Here is a 24,250-nt window from a genome sequence, read left to right as displayed (position 1 = left end):
CTAGTCAACGATGGCGGCCGGGACGGTGATCTCGAGCATTCGGACGGACCTCGCCCCTATAGTGGCGCGCCGGACCGCGGCCCAAAGCGGCCGAATGGCATGCAGGACAACGATGGCCACAATGGCTCAACCAACCACCAGGCGTTCGACGAGCCCAGCGATACGTTCGAGTGGGTCAATGCCCCTCCGCGCTTTGACTTGGTGAAGGACCACAGTGCGGTGTACACCGAGCCAAGGGCCCCGGGACCTAATACCAGTACCGAGGACGGCTCGTTCGGCGACCGCGATGGTGCCAAGGACTCCAAGAGCGCGCTCGACGCCCGACTGAAGAGCCGCGCGTCCGAGAGCAACTTTGTGGCGCTTCTCGAGGTACTGGAGGCGATCAAGGCTGAAGGTGCCATTGCTGACTTCAGCCTGGTCTACCCTCAGGATTCGACCCAACGCGTGCCGATTGGGTCATGCGTCTGCTGGAACTTCCTGGATGAACTGGAACGGGCAGTCAACTACGACCAGCGGGTTCGTAAGGGATGGGCGTTCCTCCATCAGGAAGGCAGGCGGTCCGGAGGACTGGAGCGAGGCGCGCTGGTCGTGGGTGTGACGCTGTCAGATGGAAGAACGGGCTTCTGGATCGAGATCCAGACCCGGCAGGGCGCAATGACCCCACTGGTGATTGACGATGGATCTGACCCGGATGCTCAAATCTCCAGAGCGCTGAATGTCATCTTCAGCGCCAGGGGGAGCAACCTCGAGGACCATTTCCGCACCGCATCCATGAAGGCGTACTGCTTCACCCATCGCTATGTTTCACAGGATGAGGATGAGGATGAGGGCCAGGACGACGGCAAGAAGAGAGAGCACAAGAAGAAATGGGACAAAGACTGGTTGATAGCCTTTTTCAAGTCCGTGTCCGGTAGCAGGCAAGTTGCCGGCAGCGCTGTGAAGTGATCTGTAGGGCCGGCGTGCCCCGTACCAGTGAAGGAGAAGCCCCGCTGGCCAAGTACCCCACCGCGCTTACGCCAACTTGCCTCGTCGTTGGAGCCACGTGGCGACCAGGCCCGCCATGGCGTTCGGGATTTCTACCGGACCATTGCGGGTCTGCAGATGACGKTCCCCGGACCTGCCCAGCACCTCCTTGGCCAACTCGCGCCTATTGAAGCCAAATGCCAGCGCCACAACGTCCTCGAGGTCCTGAGTGGACGCCTCAGCTGCGTCCCCGATCGCGCCCAGCAGCTTCTTGAGACGGGCAGCGTCCGTCCGTAGCGCGGGGGGCGGGATCACCTTTGGTGGCAAGGTGACAGGCCAGCCGAGCTGCTTTTGAGCGAAGCTGACCCAGGGGCCGAGGTTGGTCCGAGCGCCCGGCTTGGACGCAAGGAACTCAACCAGTTCCTGCTGCGAAAATGGGCCACTGATCTGGAACTGCCGGCAGAAGGCCTCGGCGACGCCCATGTACTGGGCCACCGTGCGCGCAGGCTTATCCGCCAGCCAGGCACGGTAGGAGGCCAAATAGGTGTACCAAGGTGTGCCGGCAGCTGCAGCCAACTTGTCCTCAATGATTGCGTGACTCTGCCCTTCGGCGCGGGCCTTGCCATCAATGATGAAGCCGAACTGCTGCTGCAGAAAGGTCGCCGCATTCAAGTTAGAGCGCAGCTCCTTGGAGCTGAATACCTTGACCATCGCATCGGCAGTCAGCGGCTGACGAAGATCCTTGACCCGGTCCAGTATCAGGAAGAAGTCCACCGCCTTGGTAACGTTCGCCGGCAGCCGCGGTGTGCGAACGCCCCGGTTGGCACTCCACTCGGCGAAATTCTTGTATAGGCGGGCCAGCCAAGGTTGCTCGAAAAGCGGCAAGCGCAGCTCCACCTCACGATCCAGGCGCGACAGGATCAGACAATCGTCGCAATGGGACTGGCCACTACCAGCAACCGTGAGCCCGCAGCCTGGGCACGCATGGGAAGCCGCAGTCGGACCTGAGCAAGCCTTGCAATGGTTAAGCCCATCGACGGTTGTCTCGATCTTCCTGTACTTGCGGCACAGGCAACAGGTGGCGTGGGTATCTGCAGTACGGCACCTGGGGCAGGCGCGCACCCCTTCTTCCAGATGAGACGCACGCGCTAGGTCAGAGCTCGGCTCTCCACACAGATCACAGGGTTCGGGTGCCCGGAAGTATCGGACGCATCTGGCACACACCACCATGCTCAGCGTTCCGGGACCCGCCTCCTCTCCCATACCGGGAACTTCGACCTCGAAGATGCGCGCGGCACGAGGCGTAGGCCGCTTGCACCGACCACACGGGCGCTTCTGCCGGAGACATTTACCGCAAGGCGGTATCGACGACTCAGACACATGATAACGCGTCGGTCCACTGCATTCAGGGCATATGCCTTTGGCGAACTGGTCGTTGTAGCACTTCTGGCAATACTCGGACTTGTTGTGAACGCGGTGCGCGTTCACGATCGGGGTATAACACCCATCACAGGTACGGCGGCCGTAATTGTCAGTGCTCATTGAGAGGAGTAATCATCTTCAGCAGCGTACTTGCGCGTAGCGAGCGCCATCCAGGTTTCCGCCATTGTTCTGCCTCAGCCGCAATACGCACTGCTCGCCGACCCGCGTTGGCCTGGCCATTGATGCGTCCGGCCGGCAACTGGCCAATCTCTTGTGCGAGCCATTCCGGACACTGCTGTCTGAAACTTCGCTGGGTCACATGATACTGCCGGGAACCAGCATGAAGCGACAGTGGCCAAGCCCGGCACAGCGTATCCAGCAGCCGAAGATCGGCATCTCGCAGGCCCACTCGGCGCATTTCCAGTCTCTCCCGACACTGCCGTCCGCCGTTGATGTCCGGCAGGCGAGCGCTACCGAAGCCAGAAAGCAGTGCGTCCATCGCAAGGAGAAAGTCCCGACCGGTGCATCGGGTTACCCGCCAGTTTTGGGTGAAGCCAGGCTGCACGCATGCCCTGTACAACTTCCCCTGCATGGAGGAGGGGACCGCGACCACGCAGTCCCCAGAGACCAGAGACCGGTTACACCGTGAACACAGGCGCAGGTCGTACTGCTGACGATGCGGCTCCACGGTACCGCCGCATGAAGGGCAGGCATCGTGCAGCAATACCTGATGCTGCGGACACACTGTCCAGAAGGCCAAGCGCCACTCGCGGCGAAAGAACGGGCGCTCATCGAGACAGACGGGGCAGAAACACAATCCGTGGCGCCGCCTGGACCGATGGTAGACACCGATTGAGGTCACCCAGTGATGGGTTCCCTGCCAACCAGGCCCGTCCGGCTCTGGATGGCTCAGTCCCGCTAGCGTCATGCCCCGAATGCGGGATGTGGGCACGCCGATCGCTGCAGCCAATACATTCAACGTATCCACTCGGGCATTGGTGTCTACATCCCGGGTCCAGATGGAGTGCCCAGGGCAGACTAGCGAGGTCAGGCTTTGTGCACTCATTCCACGACCGATGGCCGCGCGGGAAAGATACGAGCTCAGTAGCTCATTCCCAGCCAGCGGCGGCCATCCGATGTGCATGGTCAGGTCGAGGCGACAACGCCCTCGTAGTTCTGGCGCAGGCGTTCTTGGGTATCCAGGATGGTCGCTGGAGTGATGCATTCCTGACCCGACCGGATCGCGGTAACCGCAGCTTCCTTGATCAGAGAGACGGTGCCCCCAATGGCCACGCCGCCGGCATTGAAGATCACCTGGGCCAAATCTTTGCCAGCCAGGTTCGATGCTGTCCGCAGAGGCAGGAGCCTTTCGTACGTCTTCAAGAAAGACAGATAAGGCAGATCCAGGCTCCATCGGGTCAGGGCCAATGGCTTGAAGCGCGATCGCATCTGCGGATCGAAAGAAAGCGCGTTGATGGCAGACTCGGTTCCCGCAGCGACGATGCTCAGGTTCAGATCGTTGCTGAGCTTGCGCAGGCCAGCCAGGACGTCCGCAGCCTCCTTCCTAGCATTCACGATGTTGTTGAACTCGTCGATCAACAGCACCCGCGCCTTGATGTATCTCAAGGCTCCAACCACCTGAGCGTACTTGGCATGGGCAGGGTCACCACGACGATGCGTGATGGCGCAGGACTGCAGGATCTCCGACCATATCTGGGAAAGGTCCGGGGTTGCCGGCATGCCGATGGCGACCACCGGTGAATTGGGGCTACCGTCCTCGCGGATGGTGATCGGATGTCGCTGCCGGAACTGACGCAGGATGGCTGTCTTTCCGTTATCACCCCGGCCCACGATCAACCGGCAGGGAGGCCGCTGAGTGGTTGGGTAGGCAATGATCTGATCAAGCTCATCAATCACAACCTTTGCGACCGGATACGCGATCCACCGATCGCTGCGGGCAAACTCGATGCGCTCGGACTCCGAGTCCTCCATTCGCTCCGCGACCTGGGGCAGGAGGTGGGGGTAGGCACTCATCAGTTCAGCTCTCCTACTTCAAACTCTTCCAGCTCCTGGTCAAAGATGCTGAGAGCCGGCTCAGCGGCGCGCTCGTTCGCCGGGGGCTGGGCTGCCGCGGGCACCTGGGCAGGCACGGGCTTTGCCTTGGGCCGCGACGCTGCCTGGCGACGGGCAGCCTTAGTCGACTCGGTCGAGGCGTTGATCCGGTCACGGTTGCGCTGGATGCTGCTGAAGATGCGGTGCTCGTCCACTTCGTCCTTGTTCTCCGCGCGAAGTGCCTTGGTCACCTCTCTCAGCTCAGACGCTGATACAGGAGGATGGGACAGGTCTCGATAGGGGATTGGGGTGTACCGATCCGCCTTGGGATCCAGGAAATAAATCTGGCTGACGTCGCGCGGGTCCCGCGCAAAGATGAATTTTTGCTTCGTATTGGGATCATCGGGCATGGTTGCGCCGATGTACGGGTCCAGGACCGGGTCATAGTAGAAGACGTTCTCAAGGCGAACGCCCGACCGCTGGATCGTGATCTCGAAGTACGGCAGGAAATCCATCCGAATCCGCTCGGGATCACCGACAATCGGCATTGCCCCAATGCCCGGCCGCTCGGACGTGCCAACGATGCCCTGCTGCCAGATACGCGTCGGCGAGGCCTCCTGAAGCTGGCTGTGGCTGCGCTGGTGATAGTTGTTGACGATGAATTCCACCAGATAGGCCTCGACCTCCTTCATCGTGCACACAGCTTCCTTCTCGGAGTCATAACCCTTGCGCTGCTGGGTGTTGGAGAACGTGGTACCGGGCACCTTCTTGAGCTCGGTCGCCACCACGCCCATATACCGTTCGATGTGTGCCCCATAGTGAGGCTTCTTGACCGGCCGCCACTGCATGTCGATGTGGTTGGCCTGGCAGCCGCGGGTAACCGCCTTGCACTTGAACTCTTTGGCGTTGTCGGCGTGCAGCGTGCCAATCTGACCCCATACCGGCCAGTTGCCTTCCACTCCAAGAGCCGCCAGGTAATCGCTCTTCGGCGTCATGGCGTGGGAAATGCACATGGCCACGGATGTCGCCGACGGCTTGTCCAGGGTGACGTAGAGTCCCACGATCATCCGGCTGTAAACGTCGATCGCCAACGTCAGCCACGGGCGACCGATCGGCTTGCGGTGGACCTCATCAAGGACGATGACGTCGAGCGGGGTGTGATCGATCTGGACGACTGACAATGGGAAGTCAGCACCCGGGAACGAGCCACGAATGGGCTCGTACACGTCTCGGGCCTTGTCCTTGAAGCCGCGCCGGCGCAGCGTCATCGCCGGCGACAGTTCTCTCAGACGTCGACGGATGGTGCTGGGAGCTGGGGGGGTGATCTTGGCGCGCTTGCAGCGCAGGAGCACTTCGTCCACGACTTCTTTGGGCGAGTGTCTCTGCTTTTTGAGATACATGTCCTCGACGACGGAGCTGATCACCAGTTCCTGATCAGCGGCCAGATGCTTCTGGCCCTTGGCGGCTCCGCGCTTGCGCGGGACAAGGGCGGCAACATGGCCGGCGTCATGATAGGCCGCGAGCCACTTGTAGTAGGTGGCCACGTGGACGCCGGCCGCCTTGGCCAGCTTTTCGACTTCAGTACGACTTCTGATGGGGTGATCGATCATCGGCCGCAGCGCTTCAAATCGCTTCTGCGCGACCGACCACTCTTCCTTGGAATACTGGTGAATCGGGAAGCCGCCGGCATCGCTGGCGTCCTCGGCAGAGACGATCGTGGACAGCGTCTCGATCCTGAGCCTAGCGCTGGCCCCCGTCTCCATGTCCTCAGCCAACACGCTGTCGATGGACAGCATGTGGGTCACCCGATACTTGCGCGGGCCAACAAAGACCTGGGCACCAGGCTCTACCTTGAAGAAGTTGGACAGTGACACGTGTCAGCCTCTCAAGCGGATGGGGGTGGCCATGGTGAGCGGCTTGCTCAGGTCAGCCTCGATTTCACCGCTGGCCACCAGCTGCCACAGGGCAGGAATGGCCTGGGCCTGCTCGTCGACCGGCCAGTAGGCGGCGGCCAGCAGTGCCTGAGGGGTCGTTGGGCCCAGCACCGTCGCGGTGTACTTCAGCTGCGCCTGCTTAACCAACAGCGGAGTCATGGATCTGTATCGACGCAGGAAGGTGGCGTTGGCCAACAGAGGGGTCCGGATGTGCCGCTCGGTCACGATTCGGAACTGCCAGCCCTGGGCCCGACAATGCTGTACCGCCGCCTTGAACCGCGGCCGCAGCAGCTGCCAGTCCGAGCGCAGGGTCTCCAGCGGCTTGACCTCGTAGACCACAGTCTTGGCCTGCCCGGCCTGCGAGTACTCGGCCAGGACGTCCGGCGTGTACCGGGTGCGCCGCCCTTCAGATTCGTAGTAGATCGTGAAGGGCTGTTCTCGCAACGCGATGACGTTGGGATCGAAATCGAGCAGCCTCAGCCAGTCCCGCTCCAGCGAGGATTCAAAGCCGGCCATCTCACCGCCGCCCAAAGTGACCTTCCCGGTCAGGGCGCGGCGGCTATTTTTCAGCGCCCGGACGGGCGAAGCGGAACTCAGTCGCGTCATATATCGCCATTTGCCACGCAGTCGCGTTATTTATGAACTTCTGTCGCACCATTCAGGCGCTAGAATCGCCCAAGACTCAGGACCTGTAAAGGCCTAAGTCGCGGTTTTCCTGACAATTGACAGCGGCACCTATCCGCGCCCCGGGGAAATATCGCTGGCCCACAACGGCGTGCTGTTCCTGGACGAATTGCCCGAATGGAGCCGGCACACGCTGGAGGTGCTGCGCGAGCCGCTTGAGAGTGGGCAGGTCGTCGTCGCAAGGGCGTCGCGCACCGAGATCTTCCCTGCACGCTTCCAGTTGGTTGCGGCCATGAATCCGTGTCCCTGCGGTTGGGCCGGCGACCGGAGCGGACGTTGCCGCTGTGCGGCCGAGAGCATCCAGCGCTATCGCGGCCGCGTGTCCGGCCCGTTGCTGGACCGCATCGACCTGCACGTGGAGGTGCCGCGCCTGGAACCGCAGGAGCTGCGCGATGAGCAACCGCACGGCGAGGACAGCGAGGCCGTGCGTGCGCGCGTGGTTGCGGCGCGCAGGGTGCAGTTGGCCCGCAGTGGGAAACCGAATGCGCAGCTGCTTCCCGCCGAGCTTGCGCAGCACTGCCGGCTATCCAAAAGCGACAGGGCGCTGCTGGAAGAGGCGGTCGAGCGCCTGCAGCTTTCGGCCCGGTCGTTGCACCGCATCCTGCGCGTGGCACGCACCGTGGCCGATCTGGACGGACAGGCCGACATCGCCACATCGCATGTGGCCGAGGCCATCGGCTATCGGCAGCTGGACCGGGGAACCGGGCTCCATTGTTGATCCAACCGCAAAGGAAATTTGTGGATTGGCCCCTTATTCCGAAAGAGTCCACGGAACAGACTGTGCGCCTGCCGTAGCACCGGCACCTGCCGCCGTCTCCCCCGACTGGATCTCCCTTTGAACATCGCGCCCGTCCACCTCGACACGCCTCCTGCCCTCGCCCGCCTCACCGCCGGTGGCTTCAGCATCGGGCTGGAAGCGCCGCTGGACAATGACTGGACACCCGGCGGCGAGCGGGCACGGCGCAACAGCGGCCGCCTTCCCGGCGAACCGGACATGCAGCGCCATGCCGAGCTCGGCCGCCTGGTTGACCGGCTTGGCTTCCGTGCCCTGTGGATCCGCGACGTGCCGGTCTACGACCCGTCCTTCGGCGATGCGGCGCAGGTGTTCGAGGTGTTTGCCTACCTCGGCTATCTCGCCGGGATCACCCGCGACATCCTGCTTGGCACTGCCGCGGTGGTCCTGCCGATCCGCGAACCGCTGCTCACCCTCAAGGCCGCCGCCACCGTGCAGCAGCTCAGTGGCAACCGTCTGCTGCTGGGCGTGGCCAGCGGCGACCGACCGGTGGAATACCCGCTGTTCGGACGCGATTTCCCCGGTCGCGGCAGCAACTTCCGCGATCAGGTGGCGATGCTGCGCGACCACGCGCGTACGCGCTTGCCCGAGCCGCTTGATCTGCTGCCCCGACAGGCATCGCCGCTGCCGCTGCTGGTGGCCGGCCTGGCCCAGCAGACGCCCGCGTGGATCGGCCAGCACATGGACGGCAGCCTGGCGTTTCCGGGGACGCCGGAGATTCACGCGCAGCGCGTGGCCGCATGGCGTGCCGTCGCCGGGAACAAGCCCTACGCCAGCTTCATCCATCTTGAGCTGGACGCGCGTCCGGATGCACCCATGCAGCGTTGGCGGTTCGGCTTCAGTGGTGGTCGCCACGCGCTGATCGCCGAACTGCAGGCGATGCGTGCCGCCGGCGTCGATCACATCGGCCTGCACCTGCGTCGCAACCAGCGCCCGCTCGAGGAGACGCTGCATGAAATCTCCGAGTACGTGCTGCCGATCTTCCATTCCCCGGCTGCAGCGCCTGAATCAGCAATCGCATCGATCGCGGTGCCAACAGCGGCATGAACCCACGCGCCGCTGCCCCTCCTTTCCCCTTCTCCCCCGAGACACGCATGCGCATTTCCGTTCCCACCCCGATGGGGTTTGGCACCGCCCCGCTGGGCAACATGTACCGCAACATCCCCACCCAGGAAGCTCTGGATACCGTCGAAGCCGCCTGGCAGCAGGGCATCCGCTACTTCGATGCCGCGCCCATGTACGGCGCCGGCCTGGCCGAGATCCGCCTGGGGCAGGCGCTGGCGCACCATCCGCGCGACGCCTATGCGCTGAGCACCAAGGTCGGCCGCCTGATCCTGGACGAGGTGGAAGACACCACCCGGCGCGACCTTGGCGAGAAGGGCGGCCTGTTCGAACACGGCCTGCCCAACAAGATCGTCTACGACTACACCGCCGACGGCACGCTGCGCGCGATCGAGGCCAGCCTGAAGCGGTTGCAGACCGACCGCCTGGATATCGTCTGGATCCACGACCCAGCCAAGGATTTCCACGGCGAGACCTGGCACGAGGTGTTCGACGTTGCAATGAACGGCGCCGCCAAGGCGCTGACCCGCCTGCGCGAGGAAGGCGTCATCAAGGCTTGGGGCCTGGGCGTGAACCGGGTAGAGCCGTGTGAGATGGCATTGCAGCAATCTGATCCCGACGGCTTCCTGATCGCCGGGCGTTACACGCTGCTCGACCATGCCGACGCCCTCAGGACGCTGATGCCGGCCAGCGCTGCGCGTGGTCTGGGGATTGTCGTAGGTGGTCCGTACAACTCGGGCATCCTGGCCGGCGGTGCGCACTACGAGTACCAGCAGGCCACCCCGGAGATCCYCGCCCGCGTGGCGGCATTGCGCGGCGTCTGTGACGCGTACCAGGTTGACATCCGCGCGGCCGCACTGCAGTTCTCGCTGGCCCATCCGGCCGTGGCGGCGGTCATTCCTGGGGCGAGCCAGCCCAGCCGCATCGCCGAAAACCTTGCCCTGGCCGCTGCGGTGATTCCGGCCGGTTTCTGGCAGGAGCTGCGTAAGCGGGGATTGATCGCGCAGGAGGCGCCGCTGCCGCAGGGAGGCTGACGGGCCTCAGCCGGGCTGCACGGCCAACGCCCTCCCTCGTGCACGGGCCGCGTCCACCGCCTGATCGACCAACGCGTGCCATCCACCCACTTCAAGCGCCTCGATGGCCGCCTGCGTCGTGCCTCCCGGCGAGGTCACGCGCTGCCGCAGCTGCGCAGGTGCCTCGCCGGACACCTGCAGCATGCGTGCGGCCCCCAGCAGCGTCTGTACTACCAGCGCGCGGGCGTTCTCAGGCGACAGATCACGGGTGCAGGCCGCCTGCTCCAGCGCCTCGGCAAGCAGATACAGATATGCCGGGCCACTACCGGCCACGGCGGTGACGGTGTCCATCTGCGATTCCTGTTCCAGCCACACGGTGGCACCTGCACCGATGAACACCGCTTCGGCCTGGACGCGCGCTTGGACACCAAGCGATGCCGCCGCATGCAGCCCAGTGATACCCGCACCAATCGCGGCGGGCTGGTTGGGCATGCTGCGCACGATCGTGTCGATGCCCAGCCACTGCTGCAACTGTGCGTGGGTGATGCCGGCCATGATCGATACGATCAGCGGACGCACCTGCGCGGCAACGCCAGCCAGCGCTTCGCAGGCCGCGTGCGCCACTTGCGGCTTCACCGCCAGCACCCACAGCGGTGCGACAGCGGCGGCCTCGGCGCCATGTTCGAAAACGCGCACGCCCAGGTCCTCCGCCAACGACTGACGAATGCCAGGCACGGGATCGGCGACTGCGATCTGCAACGGCTCACGCCCCTGCGCAAGTAAGCCCTCGATCAGGCAGCGCGCCATGTGCCCGCCACCGATGAAGGCGATCTCCGCAGCGGCCGTCACTGCGGCCGCTCCGCGCCCAGCTGCGCATGCAGCCAGTCCAGCACGCGCTGCTGTACATCGCGGCCGTGTGCGGTTTCAAAGAACCAGTGCGGCCCGCGCGGATAGGTGACCATCTCCACCGGCGTGCCATTGAAACGCAGCGCGCGGTGGAACATCTGCCCTTGCGAGAGCGGCACACGCTTGTCCTGCTCGCCGTGCAGGATCAGCACTGGCACCTTGACCCGGTCGGCGTAGCGGATCGGCGAGTGCGCGTCATAGGCGGCGCGGTTGGCCAGCGGGTCGCCGAAGTAGCCGGGCAGATAGTCGGGGGTGTCGGTGGTCAGCGCCATCGCGCCGATGTCGATCACGCCGGCGCCGACGATCGCGGTCTTGAAGCGATCGCTATGGGTCACCGCCCATGCGGCCAAGTAACCGCCGTAGCTCCAGCCGCCGATCGCCAGCCGTTGCGGGTCGACCACACCCTCCTTTTCCAGCATGTCCACGCCATCCAGGATGTCCTGGAAATCCCCACCGCCCCAATCGTTGCGCGCCATCTCGGTGAACGCATGGCCGGCGCCTTCAGAGCCACGTGGGTTGGGCAGGAACACCGCATAGCCGTGCGTGGCCAGCAGTTGCGCCCAGTCGTGCCACGAGCCCAGCCAGCCCGACCACCACGCCCACGCCGGGCCGCCGTGGCCCTGCACGAGGGTGGGCAGCGGCGTGCCGCGTTCCCAGCCTGGCGGGGTGACCAGCAGGCCGGTGATGGGCAGGCCGTCGCGTGAGGAGGTCCAGGTCAGCTCGCGCACCTGTCCGTGGGCCCAGCCGGCCACTTCCGGATGGTGTTCGGTGCGTGCGCCCAGCGTGCCGCCGTTCTCCACCCACACCTCCGCTGGCTGCGCGTCGCMGATGCCGATGTACGCGCTGCGGCCGCTGGCGGTGGTGGTGAAAGCGGCGTACGGAATCTGCGGGCGCGCCACTTCCTGCCAGCGGCCGGTCGCCGCATCCAGCTGCAGGAACGTGCCGCGCACGCCGCGTTGGCCCAGGCCGAGCAGACGGCGGTCGTCCTGCCAGCGCGCCAGCCACAACGTGCCGTTCCAGTCCGCACCAAGCACCACGCGCTTGCCCGTGGCGATCTCGTGCACGGTCACGTCGGCAACCATGCCGTGCTCGCCCAGGTGTCCATAAAGCAGCCGACTTCCATCCGATGACCACTGCAGCGGATGGGCCGAAGCACGCGGTTCCAGCACCTGCCCCAGCGTGCCGGTGGCGGGATCGACCAGCACCACCCTTGAGCGGTACCAATAGTCGTTGAGAGTGGCGCCATCGGACACGCGCAGCGCAAGCGTGCGCCCGTCCGGCGACCAGGCCAGGTCGTGGACCTGCAGGCCGGGTGCGGTCAGCGCGCGGGTGTCGCCGCTGCGCAGCTCGCGCAGCCACACCCGGGTGAACGACGCAGGACGCTCGACCACTACCGCATCGTCCTTGGCGGCGCGTGCAGCGACGGTGGCGGCAGCATCTGCGTCCGCAGCCAGATACGCCACGCGCGTACCGTCGCGCGACACCTCGAAGGCGCTCACCGCACCGCTGGCGCGGGTGAGCGGCGTGGCTGTGTCGCCGCGTGCGTCGATGCGCCACACCTGCGCATCGGCCAGGCCGGGATGTGCGTCGGCGGCCGGTAACGTCCGGTTCGAGATGAAATCCAGATGCCCGTCGGCACTCCAGCGCGGATGCTCGTCGCTGACGGTGTCGGGGGCACTCAGTTCGTGCGCGGGCGACGTGCCACTGGCCGCTACCCGCCAGATCCGACTGCGCGGCGGCTTGCCCTCGGCCTGCGGCGTGCCGACCGTGTAGGCGATCCACGCGCCGTCACGGTCGATCTGCGGGTCGGCAACCGTGCGCAGCGCCATGATCTGTGCCGGGGTCGGCGCCACCGGTGCCTCCTTCGTGGCGGCCAGAGCGGGCAACGAGGCGGCGAGGCACAGGCAGGCGGCGAGAATCCGGTGCGGCGTCAGCGTCATGCGGGATGTCCTTGCAGGGTGGGCAGCAACAGATGCTGGCGCACCCATTCTGCGCCGCGGGCGATGGCATCGCGCGCCGTGTCGGACACGGCCATCGCTTCGATGAAGCTGTGCGGCGCGCCCGCATATACCTGCGTTCGGGTCGGTACGCCGGCCTCGGCCAGACGCTGCGCCATCGCGGCGTTCTGCTCGGCCAGTACATCGCGATCACCCCACAGCAGCAGCGCGGGGGGCAGCGCGTGCAGCGGCGCATGCAGCGGCGCCATCAGCGCACCGGTTTGCTGCGCGGCATCCGGCCCGAGATAAGCGGCCCAGAACTCATCCATTTCCGCGCCGCTGAGCATGTCGTCCGACCCGCCCAGGGTCTGCCGCGCCGTATCGGACAGGGTGGGCGTCCATGCGCCGTAGTTGAGTACCAGCGCCCGCACACGGGCGTGCTCGTCGCGCTCACGCAGTCGCAGTGTGGTGGCCACGGCGAGATTGGCGCCGGCCGAGTCGCCGCCCAGCGCCAGGCGGTCAGTATCGATGCCGATGTCCGCACCGTGGCTGCGCACCCAGTCCAGCGCGATGAGCGCCTGGTCCAGTGCGGCCGGGTACGGATGCTCGGGGGCCAGGCTGTAGTCGATCGCCACCACCGGCATGCGGGCAGCGGCGGCGTACTCGCGCAGCAGGCGGTCATGCGTATCCAGCCCGAACAGGCACCAGCCGCCACCGTGCAGGTACGCCAGCGCGGGCGAAGGCGTGGCGGCCCCCTCGTGCGGGAACAACACGCGCACGCCAAACGGCCCGTGCGCGGAGTCCAGTCGCACATCGATGACCTCGCGCATCTGTGGACCGCCGGTGCGCCACGGCTCGCGGGCCTGTGCGGCGATCACCCGGCGTTCGGGCCACCCCAGTTCGCGTCCGCCACGCAGCCGCGCGCCTTCGCGGCAGACGCTCTCGATGAAGCCACGGATCTGCGGATCCAGCGCGTCCAAGCTGCGGCTCATGCGCGCTCCCCGGCAAAATCGCGCATCCAGTCCACCAGCGCGTGTTCACCATCGGCCTGCAGGCCCAGCAGCAACTGCGCGAAATCGAACGGCGCCTCGTCCTGGCCCAGCTTGAAGGTGGCGCGCACTTCGCGCACCACCCCGCACAGCGAACTCACCCCGGTCGCCAGCCGCGCATAGCGCTCGCCCATCTCATCCAGCGCCCAGGCACGCGGGCGGCCGGCTTCCATCTGGGTGATCAGCGCATCCAGTTCGGCGCGGATGTCGTGCGCCTCTTCGCTGACCGCCACGTCCAGGTCGAACACGGCAGCGGCATAGTTCCAGCTGGGGGCCTGGGTACGGTCGTCCAGCCAGCTCGGTGACACATAGGCATGCGGCCCCATCACCAGCGCCTGCGCGCGACCGTCGCGCTGCAGCCGCGCCACGTGCGGGTTGCGGCGTGCCAGATGTCCGCGCAGGGCCACCAGCTGGCCGCTGGCATCGCATTCGGCGCGCAGCGGCAACGGCGTGAAAGCGGCATCGTCGCCCCCGGCCGACACCAGCCAGGCGAAAGGTTGGGCGGCAAGCAGGTGCAGTACGTCGTCCTCGCTGCGCGCGGCGTAGCGGCTGTCGCGGGCGTGTCCCATCAGTCCATCTCCTTCAATGCGGTGGCCACGGAAACCGTCGGCCAGCGGTCGCGCCACGGCGCGACGCGTTCGAGTTCGGCGGCCAGCTGCAACAGCAGCGGCTCCTGCCCGCGGTCGGCGGCAAACTGCACGCCGATCGGCAGGGCATCGGCCTGGCCCAGCGGCAGTGAGATCGCCGGCGTGCCGGCAAGGTTCTGCAACGGGGTGTAGCTGATCCAGTCGAACATCGCCGGCATCAGCGCGTCGAAATCGCGGTCCGGTGCCAGCTCGCCCAGCAATGGCGGCGGCGTGCGCAGCGTGGGCGTCAGCAGCACATCGAAATGCTGGTGGAAGCGGTTGAACGCGGCTGGCAGGGCGGCCAGCGTGGCGTAGGCCTGCTCCAGCGCGGCCACGTCGCAGTGCGTGCGGTGATAGCGCGCCAAGCCGTGCGTCCACGGCTCCAGCGCCCGCGCAGCGAAGTCTTCACCGCCCTGCGCCGTCGCCACCTCCACGGCATCCTGCCCAAGCCGCGACCACAGCGTGTACAGCGCCTGCCAGACCTCGGTGCCCGGCAGCGGATAGTTGGTGGCCTGCACCTCGTGGCCCAACGCCGTGCACAGTTCGACCACCTCGGCGAGCACGGCAGCCACCGCCGGATCGGGTGCAAGCCCCGGCAGTGCGCCGCTCACCACGCCGATCCGCAGGCGTGCCGGCGGCCGTGCCAGTGCGTCCAGATCCAGCCCGGCGTGCGGATGCGCGGCCGCAAACGCCCAGGCCGTATCGCGCACGCTGCGCGACATCAGGCTGTCGGCCACGATCAGGTCTTCGATCGCGTGCCGCCCGCGCACCGCCACGGTGGTGCCACGGCCGGGTTTCAATCCGACCACCCCGCAGGCCGAGGCGGGAATCCGGATCGAGCCGGCGCCATCACTGCCATGCGCCAGTGGCACGATGCCCGCCGCCAGCGCCGCCCCGGCACCGCCGCTGGAACCGCCCGGCGAATGCGCCGGTGCCCACGGATTACGTGTGACCGGGCCCAGCAGCGGTTCGGTCGAGCCCATCAAGCCAAACTCCGGCATGCAGCTCTTGCCGATGGCCACCAGCCCGGCTGCATCGAAGCGCTGCACGAATGGCGAGGCGTCGGTAGCCGCCACCCCACTGCGCGAGCGYGAGCCGCCCCGCGTGGGCATGCCCGGATAGCGCAGCGAATCCTTGGGCAGCCACGGCACGCCGGCCATCGGCGCGCTGCGGTCCACGTGACCGGCCCGCACCAGCGCCGCATCGAAATCCGTATGGCTGAGCGCACCCAGCGCCGGGTCCAGATGGCGGGCGCGGACGATGCCGGCAGCGGTGAGTTCGGTGGGCGAGAGGTCGCCACGACGCACCAGCGCGTGCTGGTCGTGCGCATCCAGCCGACCCAGCTGCAATGCGTGGGTCAGGGGAAAATCATCAAGCGTCATGCGGGGGTGTCCTGCACATGCCGGCGCGCGCGGCGCTGGCCATAACCGAGATAGAGGAAGGCGCCGACCAACACGTAGACCAGCAGAATGGTGGCCGGCAACGTGTCGCCACGGCGCACCTGCGCGTACATGTCACCGAGCACCGGGGCCATCATCGCCAGACACATCACGATGCCCAGCACCGGCACCACGCCGATCCAGGTGCGGCCGATCCACACCCCGCCGAGCGGCACGCGGAAACCACCGCGCAGGTCCGGACGGGTGGAGCGCAGCCACATCACCGCGATGCACACCACGATGAAGGCCGAGGCGATGCCCAGGCAGATCAGGTCGCCGAGGATGCCGATCGGCAGCAGCGCGGCCAGCACCGCACTGGCCGTGCCGAACACCACGCTGGCCAGCCACGGCGTACCCAGGCGCGGATGTACGCGGGTGAAAAACGCCGGCAGCAACCCATCGCGGGCGATGCTCAGGCTGATCCGCGACGCGCCGTACGCGTTGGCCAGCAGCACCGAGCCCAACCCGGTCAGCGCACCCACCTTGATCAGCACCGCAAAGCCCGGCCAGCCGATGCGGTCCACCGCCAGCGCGACCGGATCGGGCACGCCAAGTTCGCGGAACGGCACCAGCCCGGTCAGCACCGCACCGGCGGCGATGTACAGCACCGTGCACACCACGAGCGAGCCGAGAATGCCCACCGGCACATCACGGCGCGGGTTGCGCGCTTCGGCCGCTGCCATCGACACCGTCTCGAAGCCGAGATAGGCGAAGAACAGCATCGCCGCCGCGCGCATCACCCCGGGCCAGCCGTAGGCGAACCCGCCTTCGTTGGCCGGCAGGAACGGATGCCAGTTGGCGGTGTCGATGAACTGCGAGCCGACCCCGATGAAGGCCAGCAGCACCGTGATCTTGATCAGCACCAGCACCAGGTTGGCAAACGCCGACCGCCCTACCCCGGCAATCTGTACCGCCGCGGCCGCCAGCACGGCCAGCGCGGCCACCACATTGGCGCCACCACTGAAGGACAACTGCGTGTGGCCGCCCAGCTGGCTGGCGATCACGCTGGAGGTGGCCAGGGCCATGGGCACCTGCACATGCAGATCGCCGAGCAGGCTGGTCAGATAGCCGGAGAACCCCGCCGCCACCGCGGCGGCCGCCAGCAGGTATTCTAGGATCACCATCCAGGCCAGCGCCCACGCCGCGCCCTCCCCCAGGGTCACATAGCAGTATGAGTACGCCGATCCGGACACCGGAATCACCGAGGCCAGCTCGGCGTAGCACAACCCGGTGAAACCACAGGCCAGCGCCGCCAGCACGAACGCCAGCAGCACCGCCGGCCCGGCGAAGCTGGCCGCCGCCGTCCCGGTCACCACGTAGATGCCCGCACCCAGGATGTTGGCCACCCCCAGCACCAGCAGGCTGCCCGCGCCAAGCCGACGGTGCAGACCGGCGCGCTCGCCATCGGCCACCACCGACTCCAGCGTCTTGCGGCGGGCCGCAAGCTGCCAGCGCCCGATCGAACGTTCGTCCACCCGACCCGTCCCGTCCATGCTGTCAGTAACGCCAGTGAACGGTGAGGCCGTAGGTACGCGGCCGCACCAGGCCTTCGCCGATGCCGTTGGTTTCGGTCACGCTGCGGGTGATGCCGCGCTTGTCGGTGAGGTTGCTGCCGAACAGGGTCACATCGGTGGTACCGAAGGTCATCCGGTAGCGCAGGTCGAACAGGTTGTAGTTGCCCTGCCGGTTCGGCGTCACCCCGGGAACGGCCGAGTTGAGATCGCTGATGCCACCGCCCACGTACTGGTGGGAGAGCGACAGCGTGGGATCGAAGCGCGCATCGAAGTGGTAGGTGAGCAGGTTGCTCACCGTCCAGTCGGCCGAGCCTGGCAGCTGCGAACCCGCCGGCGCGGTGCCGTAATACAGAATCAGTAGGTCTTCATCCAGCCGCGCGTGCTGCCACGTTGCCGAAGCCTGCCAGTCGAACGCATCCACCGGGCGCCAGGTCGCGGAAAGCTCGACGCCACGGCTGTAGGCCTTGCCGCCGTTGCTGGCGTAGTTGAAGAAGTCCGGCGTCTGCAGCCGCAACTGGATGTCTTTCCAGTCCACGTAGAACAGCGTGGCGTCCAGCAGCAGGCGACCACCGGCCCAGCGGGTGCGCGTGCCCAGCTCGTAGTTGATCAGGCTGTCGCTCTTCGACCCCGACGGCACCGGATAGGTACTCAGGCCGGCCGTGTTCGGCTCGCCGAAGCGGAAGCCCTCGGACACCAGTCCGTAGACCATCACATCGTCGGTCGCCTGCCAGGTGAGCGACACCTTCGGATTGAACCCGTCTTCCTCGGTCTGCTGGGTGGACACGATCGGCGCGCCGGGATAGGTCGAGAAGCCTTCCTGCGTGGTGGTCGTGCGCACCTTGTTGCGGAACAGGCGACCGCCCACGGTCAGCTTCCACTGTTCGTTGAGGTGCAGGCTGGCTTCACCGAACAACGCCGCCTCCGAGCCGCTCAACCGGGTGCCGAAGCCGTTGAAGATCTCCCCGTCCGGCGCGATCACCGCACCGCTGCCCGGGCCGTACAGCGGCGAGCGGTCGAAGGCACCGGCCGCGCCCCGCGCACCGAGCGTCTCGTACAGGCTTTTGTCCGAATCGAAGTACATCCCGCCCACCAGCCAGTCGATGCGGCCACCGGGCTTGGACGACAGGCGCAGCTCGATGCTCTTCCCCCGGCTCTCGCCGCCGGAGGCGATGTACAGCGGCGCGGTCAGGCCCAGGCCCAGGTCGGCGTTGTAAGCGCCGCGCACCGGGGTGTAGTCGAAGCGCCAGTCCTGCTGTTTCTTCTGGTAGGACAACAACGCGGTGAGGTCGGCGACGCCCAGGTCCTGGTCCAGACGCAGGCTGTGCACGGCCACCTTGGTGTTGGTGAACTCGGGCAGCGCGGTCTTGCGCTCCAGGTCGCCCAAGCCAACGATGCGGTAACTGTTGTCGTCGCTGTCGGTGTTCTGCAGCAGGCTCAGCCAGGTCAGCGTGGTGCCTTCGCTTGGGGTGAGCACCACCGACAGGCGGCCGCCCTCCACGGTGCTGCTGTTGGACCCCTTCTTGCCGGTGCCGATGTTGTCCAGGAAGCCGGGCGCATCGCGGTACTGCGCCACTGCGCGCACGGCGAGCAGGTCTTCCTTGATCGGCAGGTTGACCATGGCCTTGGCCGAATAGCCCACGTCCGCATTCTTGGTCTGGCTCACCGTCGCTTCGGCGGCGGCATCGAAGCCACTGCTGTCGGCCACGTTGGCCACGTAGTTGATCGCACCGCCCATCGAGGCCGAACCGAACAACGTGCCCTGCGGGCCGCGCAGCACCTCCACGCGATTGAGGTCGAACGCATCGATATCGGGGATCGCGATCGTCCAGCCCGGCTCAGTCAGCGGCACTTCGTTGAGGAAGTAACCGGTGGTCGGCTGGCCCTGCACATTGCCCGAACTGGTGGCGATGCCGCGCATCACCACGTGCGACACGCCCGGCTGGTAGTTGTTGAACACCACGCCCGGGGTGCGCTGGATGTAATCGGCCAGCGACTGCGCGCCGATGTCCTGCAGTTGCTGGTCGGTGACCGCCGAGACGGAGCCGGCGATCTCGCGCACCGACTCCTTCAGCTTGCCGGCGGTGACCACGATGGTGTCCAGGGTCTTGGCCGGGTCCCCGGAGGCAGGGGCGGCGTCCTGCGCCCAGGCGGGTGCGCTGGCGATCAGGCCCAGGCAACAGGAAACACGGATGGCGCGGGTCAGCTTGCGTACGTGGAGATGCGACGACATTGGCACGGTCCCCCGAGTGGCGATGGATGACGCTACCGGCGGCTGTCTGCGCGGTGGCGATCACGGCTGAGGTCGAGTGAAAGTGAAAAGGGCTATCGCTGTCCAGCAGAAACGACGGGGCACTAACTGGCGCCAAACCATTGATTGCCTTATGGTTATCTGGCGCAAAACCGAAGATCCGGCCGATATCGCAGGTGAATTACGCAGAATCTGCGGCACTGGCCCTCAAATAGCGAACAACCTGCGGTGCATGCCGCCTCCCGGAGTTCCATGACTGCCAAGGCCCTCGATCGCACCGACCTGAAGATCCTCGACGTGCTGCAGCAGGACGCGCGCATCACCAACCAGGCGCTGGCCGAGCGCGTGGCTCTCTCGCCCAGTGCCTGCCTGGCGCGCGTGCGCACCCTGGAGACCAAGGGACTGATCCGTGGCTATCGCGCGCACGTGGCGGTGGACCGCATCCGCTCGGTCACGGTGGTGCTCGCGCTGGTCACCTTCAAGCAGCACGTGCTGGAAGAATTCACCGCCTTCGACCGCCGCATACTGGCCATGCCCGAGGTGGTCGAGGCCTGCCGCATCTCCGGCGCGTCGGACTACCTGCTGCGGGTGATCGTCAACGATGTGCACCATTGGAAGGACATCGCCCGGCTGCTGCTCGGCGGCGACTACGGCGTTGAAAAGATCGTCTCGCAGTTCCTGATGGACGAAGTGAAACCCTTCAGCGGCTATCCACTGGTGGATGCGTCGTCGAGCAAACGCAGCGGGTGAATGTGCGCCGTGCACTGGACCTGCACGTGCGTCCGCTGCACCATGCCTGCATGCGTATCGACCACCTGATCCTGCCGGTTTCCGATCTCGCCGCCGTGGCGGCGTACTTCCGCGATGTGCTGCAATTGCCGGTGGACGGTGATCGCGTGCAGGTGGGCTGGAGCACCTTGCAGCTTGTTCCTGCGGGCGAACTGCCGGTCGGCGGCGTGCATCTTGCCTTCAACGTGCCACACAACCGCTTCACCGAAGCCACCGCGTGGCTGGATGCACGCGCCACGCGCCAGCGCAATGCCGAGGGCCAGGAACACTTCACCTTCGAAGGCCGCTGGGATTCGGAATCGATCTACTTCACCGGCCCCGACGGCCTGATCCTGGAGCTGATCGCACGCCGGCGCCTGCCCGCGTCGGCGCTGCACGGCGCCTTCCACGGCAGCGAGATGACCTGCATCAGCGAGGTCGGCCTGCCGGCGGTGTCCGTTGCTGTCACGCAGGCGCGGATTGAAGCCACGTTCGGCCTGGAACCGCTGTCGCCACCAACGCCCTACTTCGCGCCGATGGGCGATGACGAAGGGCTGCTGATCGTGGCCGACGTTACCCGCCGCTGGTTCCCCGAGCAGCGCTCGCTGCCCAATGCACGGGGCGTGCAGGCGCGGTTGAGCGGCGTTACGGCCGGCGCCGAACTCATCGACGCTGCGCTCGGTTGGCGCATGTATTCGGCCTGATCCGACGCTTACCAGCTTCCCGATGCGCCGCCACCGCCACTGCGTCCGCCACCACCGGACCAACTGCTGGACGAACTACTGGATGAGCTGTTGGACGAACTACGCTCGTCATTGCGGCGCGAGCCGCCGCCGCGTCGCCGGCCCTTGCCGCCCTTCTGGGGCCGCTGGTGCAGTGCCATCACCAACGTCCAGGCGAAATACAGAACGAACGTGCCCGCCACCAGCATCACCGTACCGGCGTCACTGCCCATCTTCGCGAAGGTACGCTGCACCAGCCAGACGAAGCCTGCGGTCAGCATCGACAGGAACACCAGCCGTGCGAAGAAGCCGATGCGCCCCACCCGCCAACTGGAGCGCAGCGCGAGCACCAGGAACGTGATCACCATCCCCACGAAGGCCAGCACGACCACTGCTGCGATGTGCAGCGCCAAGCTGGGCAGGGGGCGACCGGACCAGAGCCATGCGATGTCGCCCGCGACACAGGCGACCAGCAGCGGACCCAGCGCCCAGCGCGATGGCCCGTTGTCCCGCCATAGCCAACCGAGCACGGCAGCCATTGGCACCAGGAAACCCATCGCGATGGCCAGCGCCGGGGTCGCACCCGGGCTCAGCAGCGCACAGGCCAGCGCGCCGATCGCCACCGCACCCGCCATCAGCAGCGGCCGCATCCACCAGCGCCGCACAGGCGCCTTGGCGTCCACTGCGGGACGTCGCGGCCATAGCCCCAGCAGAAAGCCGGCCAGCAGTGCGAGCGCCACGATGCTGTCGCCCCGCCGCCAGTCCTGCGGCAGCCGGGTCACGTGGGCATCGGCATCGTCGCTGGGCGGCGGCAGCGCCTCGCCATCCACCAGCCGCACCAGCAGCGCACTGCCGTCGATCAGTCCTTGGGCGGGCTCACCCTCGCGTAGACGCGGGAGGATGGCCTGGTCGATGATCCGCTGAGCGTAGGCATCCGGAATCGCGCCTTCCAGCCCATAGCCGGTCTGGATGCGCACACGGCGGTCGCCCATGGCCAGCACCAGCAGCACGCCGTCATCCACTCCCTGGCGGCCAATCTTCCACTGGTCGAACACCCGTAGCGCGTAGGCTTCGATGCCGTCCTCGCCGGTGCTGTCCACCACCAGGATCTGCAACTGCGCACCGCGCCGTGCCTGCAGGTCCAGCGCCTGCGCGCGCAATTGCGCGGTCTGGCTGGCGTCGAGAACGCCAACCGTGTCCACCACCGGGTCATGCAGTTCGAGAATCGGCGTGGTTGCGGCCAACGCCATTACCGGCAATAGACACAGTACCCAGGCCCATCGCCACAGTCGCTTCATCCTGCTCCCCATCGCCGCGTCCGGTTGCATGCTGGGGGCGATGCTACGCGATATGCGGAGCGGGCCTCACGCTTCCTCGTCCTGGCATCCCGGCGTCTGATTCTGGACGCAGCATTGAGCAAGGGCCACTTTCCTCATTGACAGCCTTGCCAAGGCTGCATGACGCCGTCGCGCACGCCTTACACCACCCGCTACCCGCGCTCACCCATCGCATTGAGCCAGGCGTGCTTGAGGAAGTCGCGCACCGCCTGGAAGCGCGGCGTGTCGTACAGCGACCGGTGCGTCCACAGCCACACCTCCTGGCTCAATGCCGGCGCATCGCGCACGCGCACCAGCCCGCCCACGTGCTGCGCCACCGTGCACTCGATGACCCCCAGCCCGCCACCTGCAGTCACGCCATCCAGCACACCCACCGAATAGTTGCAGCGCAGCCACGGGCGGTTGGCGCCGGGCAGCGTGCGCAGCCAGCGCTCCACCTCGAACTCCACGCGCGGCTCGTCCAGTCCCACGAATTCCAGCTCATGCCACGCCTGGTTGGCAATCGCCGCCTGCCGCCGCGCGGCGTAGGCCTGGTTGGCGTACAACGCGTATTCCACACGGCCTACGCGGTCACCGCGCAGATCCGTCGTGTCGGGCGGACCGTAGCGCAGCAGCGCGTCGGCCTCGCGGCGGGCCAGGTTGTAAGGCTCGCGCGAGGTGAGCACCTCCACGCCCAGGCCGGGGTGCTGGCGATTCAGTCCGGGCAACAGGGTGATCAGCAGGAAGCTGGCCCATTCGTCGGCGTTGATCCGCACCGTGCCCACCAGCTCCTTGGGCGTATCGGCTTCGCGGGCGATCTCGTCGGCGGCCTCCTCCATCTGCTCGGCCAGCGCAAACACCCGCTGCCCCAGCTCGGTGGGGATGCAGCCGGTGGACGTGCGCTCCACCACCTTGCCGCCCAGCCGCTCTTCCAGCGCATCCAGCCGGCGCGACAGCGTGGCCGTGCTCATGCGCGCTGCCTTGGCGGCTTCGCGCAGGGTGCCGCCACGGACCACCGCGAGCAGCACCATCAGGTTGTCCCACGGAAAGTGTTTCATATATGAAACGGCCGCCTACGATATTGGGGGTTTTTCACCATTTTTGAAACTTATACCATGGTCTCCGGGCGCGCTACGAGCGTTGATCGCCGCCCCCTCCCCCTCCTTCGATCCGCTCTCCTCTCCGCCTGGCCCTGCCGGCGGCGAACATCAGGTGCTGCACCCATGAAAACCGAAAAGACCCTTTGGGACCGAATCGTCCACGCCGTGCTGTTTGAAGGCATCGCCCTGTGCCTGTGCGCGCCGGTGATGTCCTACGTGCTGGGCAAGTCGCTGTTCGACACCGGCGTACTCACCATCGCCCTGGCCACGTGCGCGATGCTCTGGAACATGCTCTACAACGCAATGTTCGAGCGGGTGGAGAAGAAGTTCGGGTTCAAGCGGACCGTGCCGGTGCGTATCGGGCACGCGGTGGGCTTCGAGGGTGGGCTGGTGCTGGTGGTGGTGCTGCTGGCCGCGTGGTGGCTGTCCATCTCCTACTGGGATGCGTTCCTGTTGGAGATGGGGCTGATCGCGTTCTTCCTGCCTTACACGTATGTGTACAACCTGGTGTACGACAAGGTGCGGGAGCGGTTGGTGCGGCGTGGGGAGGCTGCGCGGGTTAGCGAGGCCTGATGATGGGGGCGCGCGCGCCAACAGGACGCCCGCTCTTGGTCTTTCGTCCCGTACGGGCAACCTTTCATCGCCGATTACCCCGCGGTCGCACTTTCATGCATTGGCTCCGGCTGAAAGGCTGTTCAGGTG

At 66.4% G+C, this 24,250-nt stretch carries 20 protein-coding genes and 2 pseudogenes; 7 read left to right on the top strand and 15 right to left on the bottom strand.

Annotation, left to right across the window (positions count from 1 at the left end):
* Nucleotides 1–945: hypothetical protein (locus AC1DQP_RS03085; protein ID WP_478051079.1), on the top strand; the 945-nt coding region annotated here is incomplete at its 5' end.
* Between the two features lie 66 nt (nucleotides 946–1,011).
* On the opposite strand, the gene AC1DQP_RS03080 is transcribed toward AC1DQP_RS03085, so the two are convergent.
* The 6 genes and pseudogenes from AC1DQP_RS03080 to AC1DQP_RS03055 form a co-directional block, all read right to left on the bottom strand.
* Nucleotides 1,012–1,860: a hypothetical protein gene (locus AC1DQP_RS03080; protein WP_478051078.1), complete on the bottom strand. Its 849-nt coding sequence runs from the start codon at nucleotides 1,858–1,860 to the stop codon at nucleotides 1,012–1,014.
* 634 nt (nucleotides 1,861–2,494) lie between these two features.
* Nucleotides 2,495–2,884 carry a hypothetical protein gene (locus tag AC1DQP_RS03075; RefSeq protein ID WP_457321702.1) on the bottom strand — a complete coding sequence of 130 codons (390 nt, stop codon included), beginning with the start codon at nucleotides 2,882–2,884 and terminating at the stop codon, nucleotides 2,495–2,497.
* 231 nt (nucleotides 2,885–3,115) lie between these two features.
* Nucleotides 3,116–3,529 (bottom strand): annotated as a pseudogene (locus AC1DQP_RS03070) (TniQ family protein); the annotation flags it as partial.
* A 2-nt stretch (nucleotides 3,530–3,531) separates the two neighbouring features.
* Complete coding sequence (locus tag AC1DQP_RS03065; RefSeq protein ID WP_478051077.1) at nucleotides 3,532–4,419, bottom strand: TniB family NTP-binding protein; 888 nt, start codon at nucleotides 4,417–4,419, stop codon at nucleotides 3,532–3,534.
* Nucleotides 4,419–6,311 (bottom strand): transposase, encoded by a 1,893-nt coding sequence (locus AC1DQP_RS03060; RefSeq protein ID WP_478051076.1) that lies wholly within the window; start codon nucleotides 6,309–6,311, stop codon nucleotides 4,419–4,421. The genes AC1DQP_RS03065 and AC1DQP_RS03060 overlap by 1 nt, the downstream gene beginning before the upstream one ends.
* A gap of 3 nt (nucleotides 6,312–6,314) precedes the next feature.
* On the bottom strand, nucleotides 6,315–6,887 hold the full coding sequence (locus tag AC1DQP_RS03055; RefSeq protein WP_457318515.1) for a TnsA endonuclease N-terminal domain-containing protein: 573 nt from the start codon (nucleotides 6,885–6,887) through the stop codon (nucleotides 6,315–6,317).
* A 214-nt stretch (nucleotides 6,888–7,101) separates the two neighbouring features.
* Between AC1DQP_RS03055 and AC1DQP_RS03050 the strand changes: the two are divergent.
* The 3 genes and pseudogenes from AC1DQP_RS03050 to AC1DQP_RS03040 all read left to right on the top strand — a co-directional run.
* A pseudogene (locus tag AC1DQP_RS03050) lies at nucleotides 7,102–7,773 on the top strand (ATP-binding protein); the annotation flags it as partial.
* A gap of 117 nt (nucleotides 7,774–7,890) precedes the next feature.
* A complete protein-coding gene (locus AC1DQP_RS03045) occupies nucleotides 7,891–8,895 on the top strand; it encodes a TIGR03571 family LLM class oxidoreductase (protein ID WP_457318513.1) in 1,005 nt (334 codons plus the stop codon).
* A 47-nt stretch (nucleotides 8,896–8,942) separates the two neighbouring features.
* Nucleotides 8,943–9,944 carry an aldo/keto reductase gene (locus AC1DQP_RS03040; protein WP_478051075.1) on the top strand — a complete coding sequence of 334 codons (1,002 nt, stop codon included), beginning with the start codon at nucleotides 8,943–8,945 and terminating at the stop codon, nucleotides 9,942–9,944.
* 6 nt (nucleotides 9,945–9,950) lie between these two features.
* Here AC1DQP_RS03040 and proC read toward each other — a convergent pair whose 3' ends face one another.
* From proC to AC1DQP_RS03005, 7 genes are read right to left on the bottom strand one after another with little or no spacing between them, the layout of a single operon-like run.
* Nucleotides 9,951–10,772, bottom strand: a complete 822-nt coding sequence (gene proC, locus AC1DQP_RS03035) for a pyrroline-5-carboxylate reductase (protein WP_478051074.1) — start codon at nucleotides 10,770–10,772, stop codon at nucleotides 9,951–9,953.
* A complete protein-coding gene (locus tag AC1DQP_RS03030; protein WP_478051073.1) occupies nucleotides 10,769–12,769 on the bottom strand; it encodes a S9 family peptidase in 2,001 nt (666 codons plus the stop codon). The genes proC and AC1DQP_RS03030 overlap by 4 nt, the downstream gene beginning before the upstream one ends.
* Nucleotides 12,766–13,758, bottom strand: a complete 993-nt coding sequence (locus AC1DQP_RS03025) for an alpha/beta hydrolase (RefSeq protein WP_478051072.1) — start codon at nucleotides 13,756–13,758, stop codon at nucleotides 12,766–12,768. The genes AC1DQP_RS03030 and AC1DQP_RS03025 overlap by 4 nt, the downstream gene beginning before the upstream one ends.
* Nucleotides 13,755–14,384, bottom strand: coding sequence for an FMN-binding negative transcriptional regulator (locus tag AC1DQP_RS03020; protein ID WP_457318508.1), 630 nt, complete (start codon nucleotides 14,382–14,384; stop codon nucleotides 13,755–13,757). The genes AC1DQP_RS03025 and AC1DQP_RS03020 overlap by 4 nt, the downstream gene beginning before the upstream one ends.
* The gene (locus tag AC1DQP_RS03015) at nucleotides 14,384–15,823 is read right to left on the bottom strand and encodes an amidase family protein (protein WP_457318507.1); all 1,440 of its coding nucleotides are present in this window, start codon (nucleotides 15,821–15,823) and stop codon (nucleotides 14,384–14,386) included. Before AC1DQP_RS03015 ends, AC1DQP_RS03020 begins: the two co-directional genes overlap by 1 nt.
* Complete coding sequence (locus tag AC1DQP_RS03010) at nucleotides 15,820–17,355, bottom strand: amino acid permease (RefSeq protein ID WP_457318506.1); 1,536 nt, start codon at nucleotides 17,353–17,355, stop codon at nucleotides 15,820–15,822. The genes AC1DQP_RS03015 and AC1DQP_RS03010 overlap by 4 nt, the downstream gene beginning before the upstream one ends.
* A gap of 22 nt (nucleotides 17,356–17,377) precedes the next feature.
* A complete protein-coding gene (locus AC1DQP_RS03005) occupies nucleotides 17,378–19,624 on the bottom strand; it encodes a TonB-dependent receptor (protein WP_457318505.1) in 2,247 nt (748 codons plus the stop codon).
* A 270-nt stretch (nucleotides 19,625–19,894) separates the two neighbouring features.
* Here AC1DQP_RS03005 and AC1DQP_RS03000 point away from each other — a divergent pair, with 270 nt between their 5' ends.
* Nucleotides 19,895–20,392 (top strand): Lrp/AsnC family transcriptional regulator, encoded by a 498-nt coding sequence (locus AC1DQP_RS03000; RefSeq protein ID WP_312237919.1) that lies wholly within the window; start codon nucleotides 19,895–19,897, stop codon nucleotides 20,390–20,392.
* Between the two features lie 50 nt (nucleotides 20,393–20,442).
* Entirely contained in the window at nucleotides 20,443–21,114 is a 672-nt protein-coding gene (locus tag AC1DQP_RS02995; RefSeq protein ID WP_478051080.1) for a VOC family protein, read from the top strand.
* Between the two features lie 8 nt (nucleotides 21,115–21,122).
* Here AC1DQP_RS02995 and AC1DQP_RS02990 read toward each other — a convergent pair whose 3' ends face one another.
* Entirely contained in the window at nucleotides 21,123–22,430 is a 1,308-nt protein-coding gene (locus AC1DQP_RS02990) for a TPM domain-containing protein (protein ID WP_457320827.1), read from the bottom strand.
* A gap of 191 nt (nucleotides 22,431–22,621) precedes the next feature.
* Nucleotides 22,622–23,506 carry a LysR family transcriptional regulator gene (locus AC1DQP_RS02985; protein WP_256774774.1) on the bottom strand — a complete coding sequence of 295 codons (885 nt, stop codon included), beginning with the start codon at nucleotides 23,504–23,506 and terminating at the stop codon, nucleotides 22,622–22,624.
* Between the two features lie 165 nt (nucleotides 23,507–23,671).
* Here AC1DQP_RS02985 and AC1DQP_RS02980 point away from each other — a divergent pair, with 165 nt between their 5' ends.
* Nucleotides 23,672–24,121, top strand: coding sequence for a multidrug/biocide efflux PACE transporter (locus AC1DQP_RS02980; RefSeq protein WP_478051071.1), 450 nt, complete (start codon nucleotides 23,672–23,674; stop codon nucleotides 24,119–24,121).
* The last annotated feature ends 129 nt before the right edge of the window (nucleotides 24,122–24,250 follow it).

The sequence above is a fragment of the Stenotrophomonas sp. P5_A8 genome (assembly GCF_056400545.1).
The sequence above is the reverse complement of the archived record's forward strand: the minus strand, read 5'-3'. Positions and strand labels throughout refer to the sequence as shown.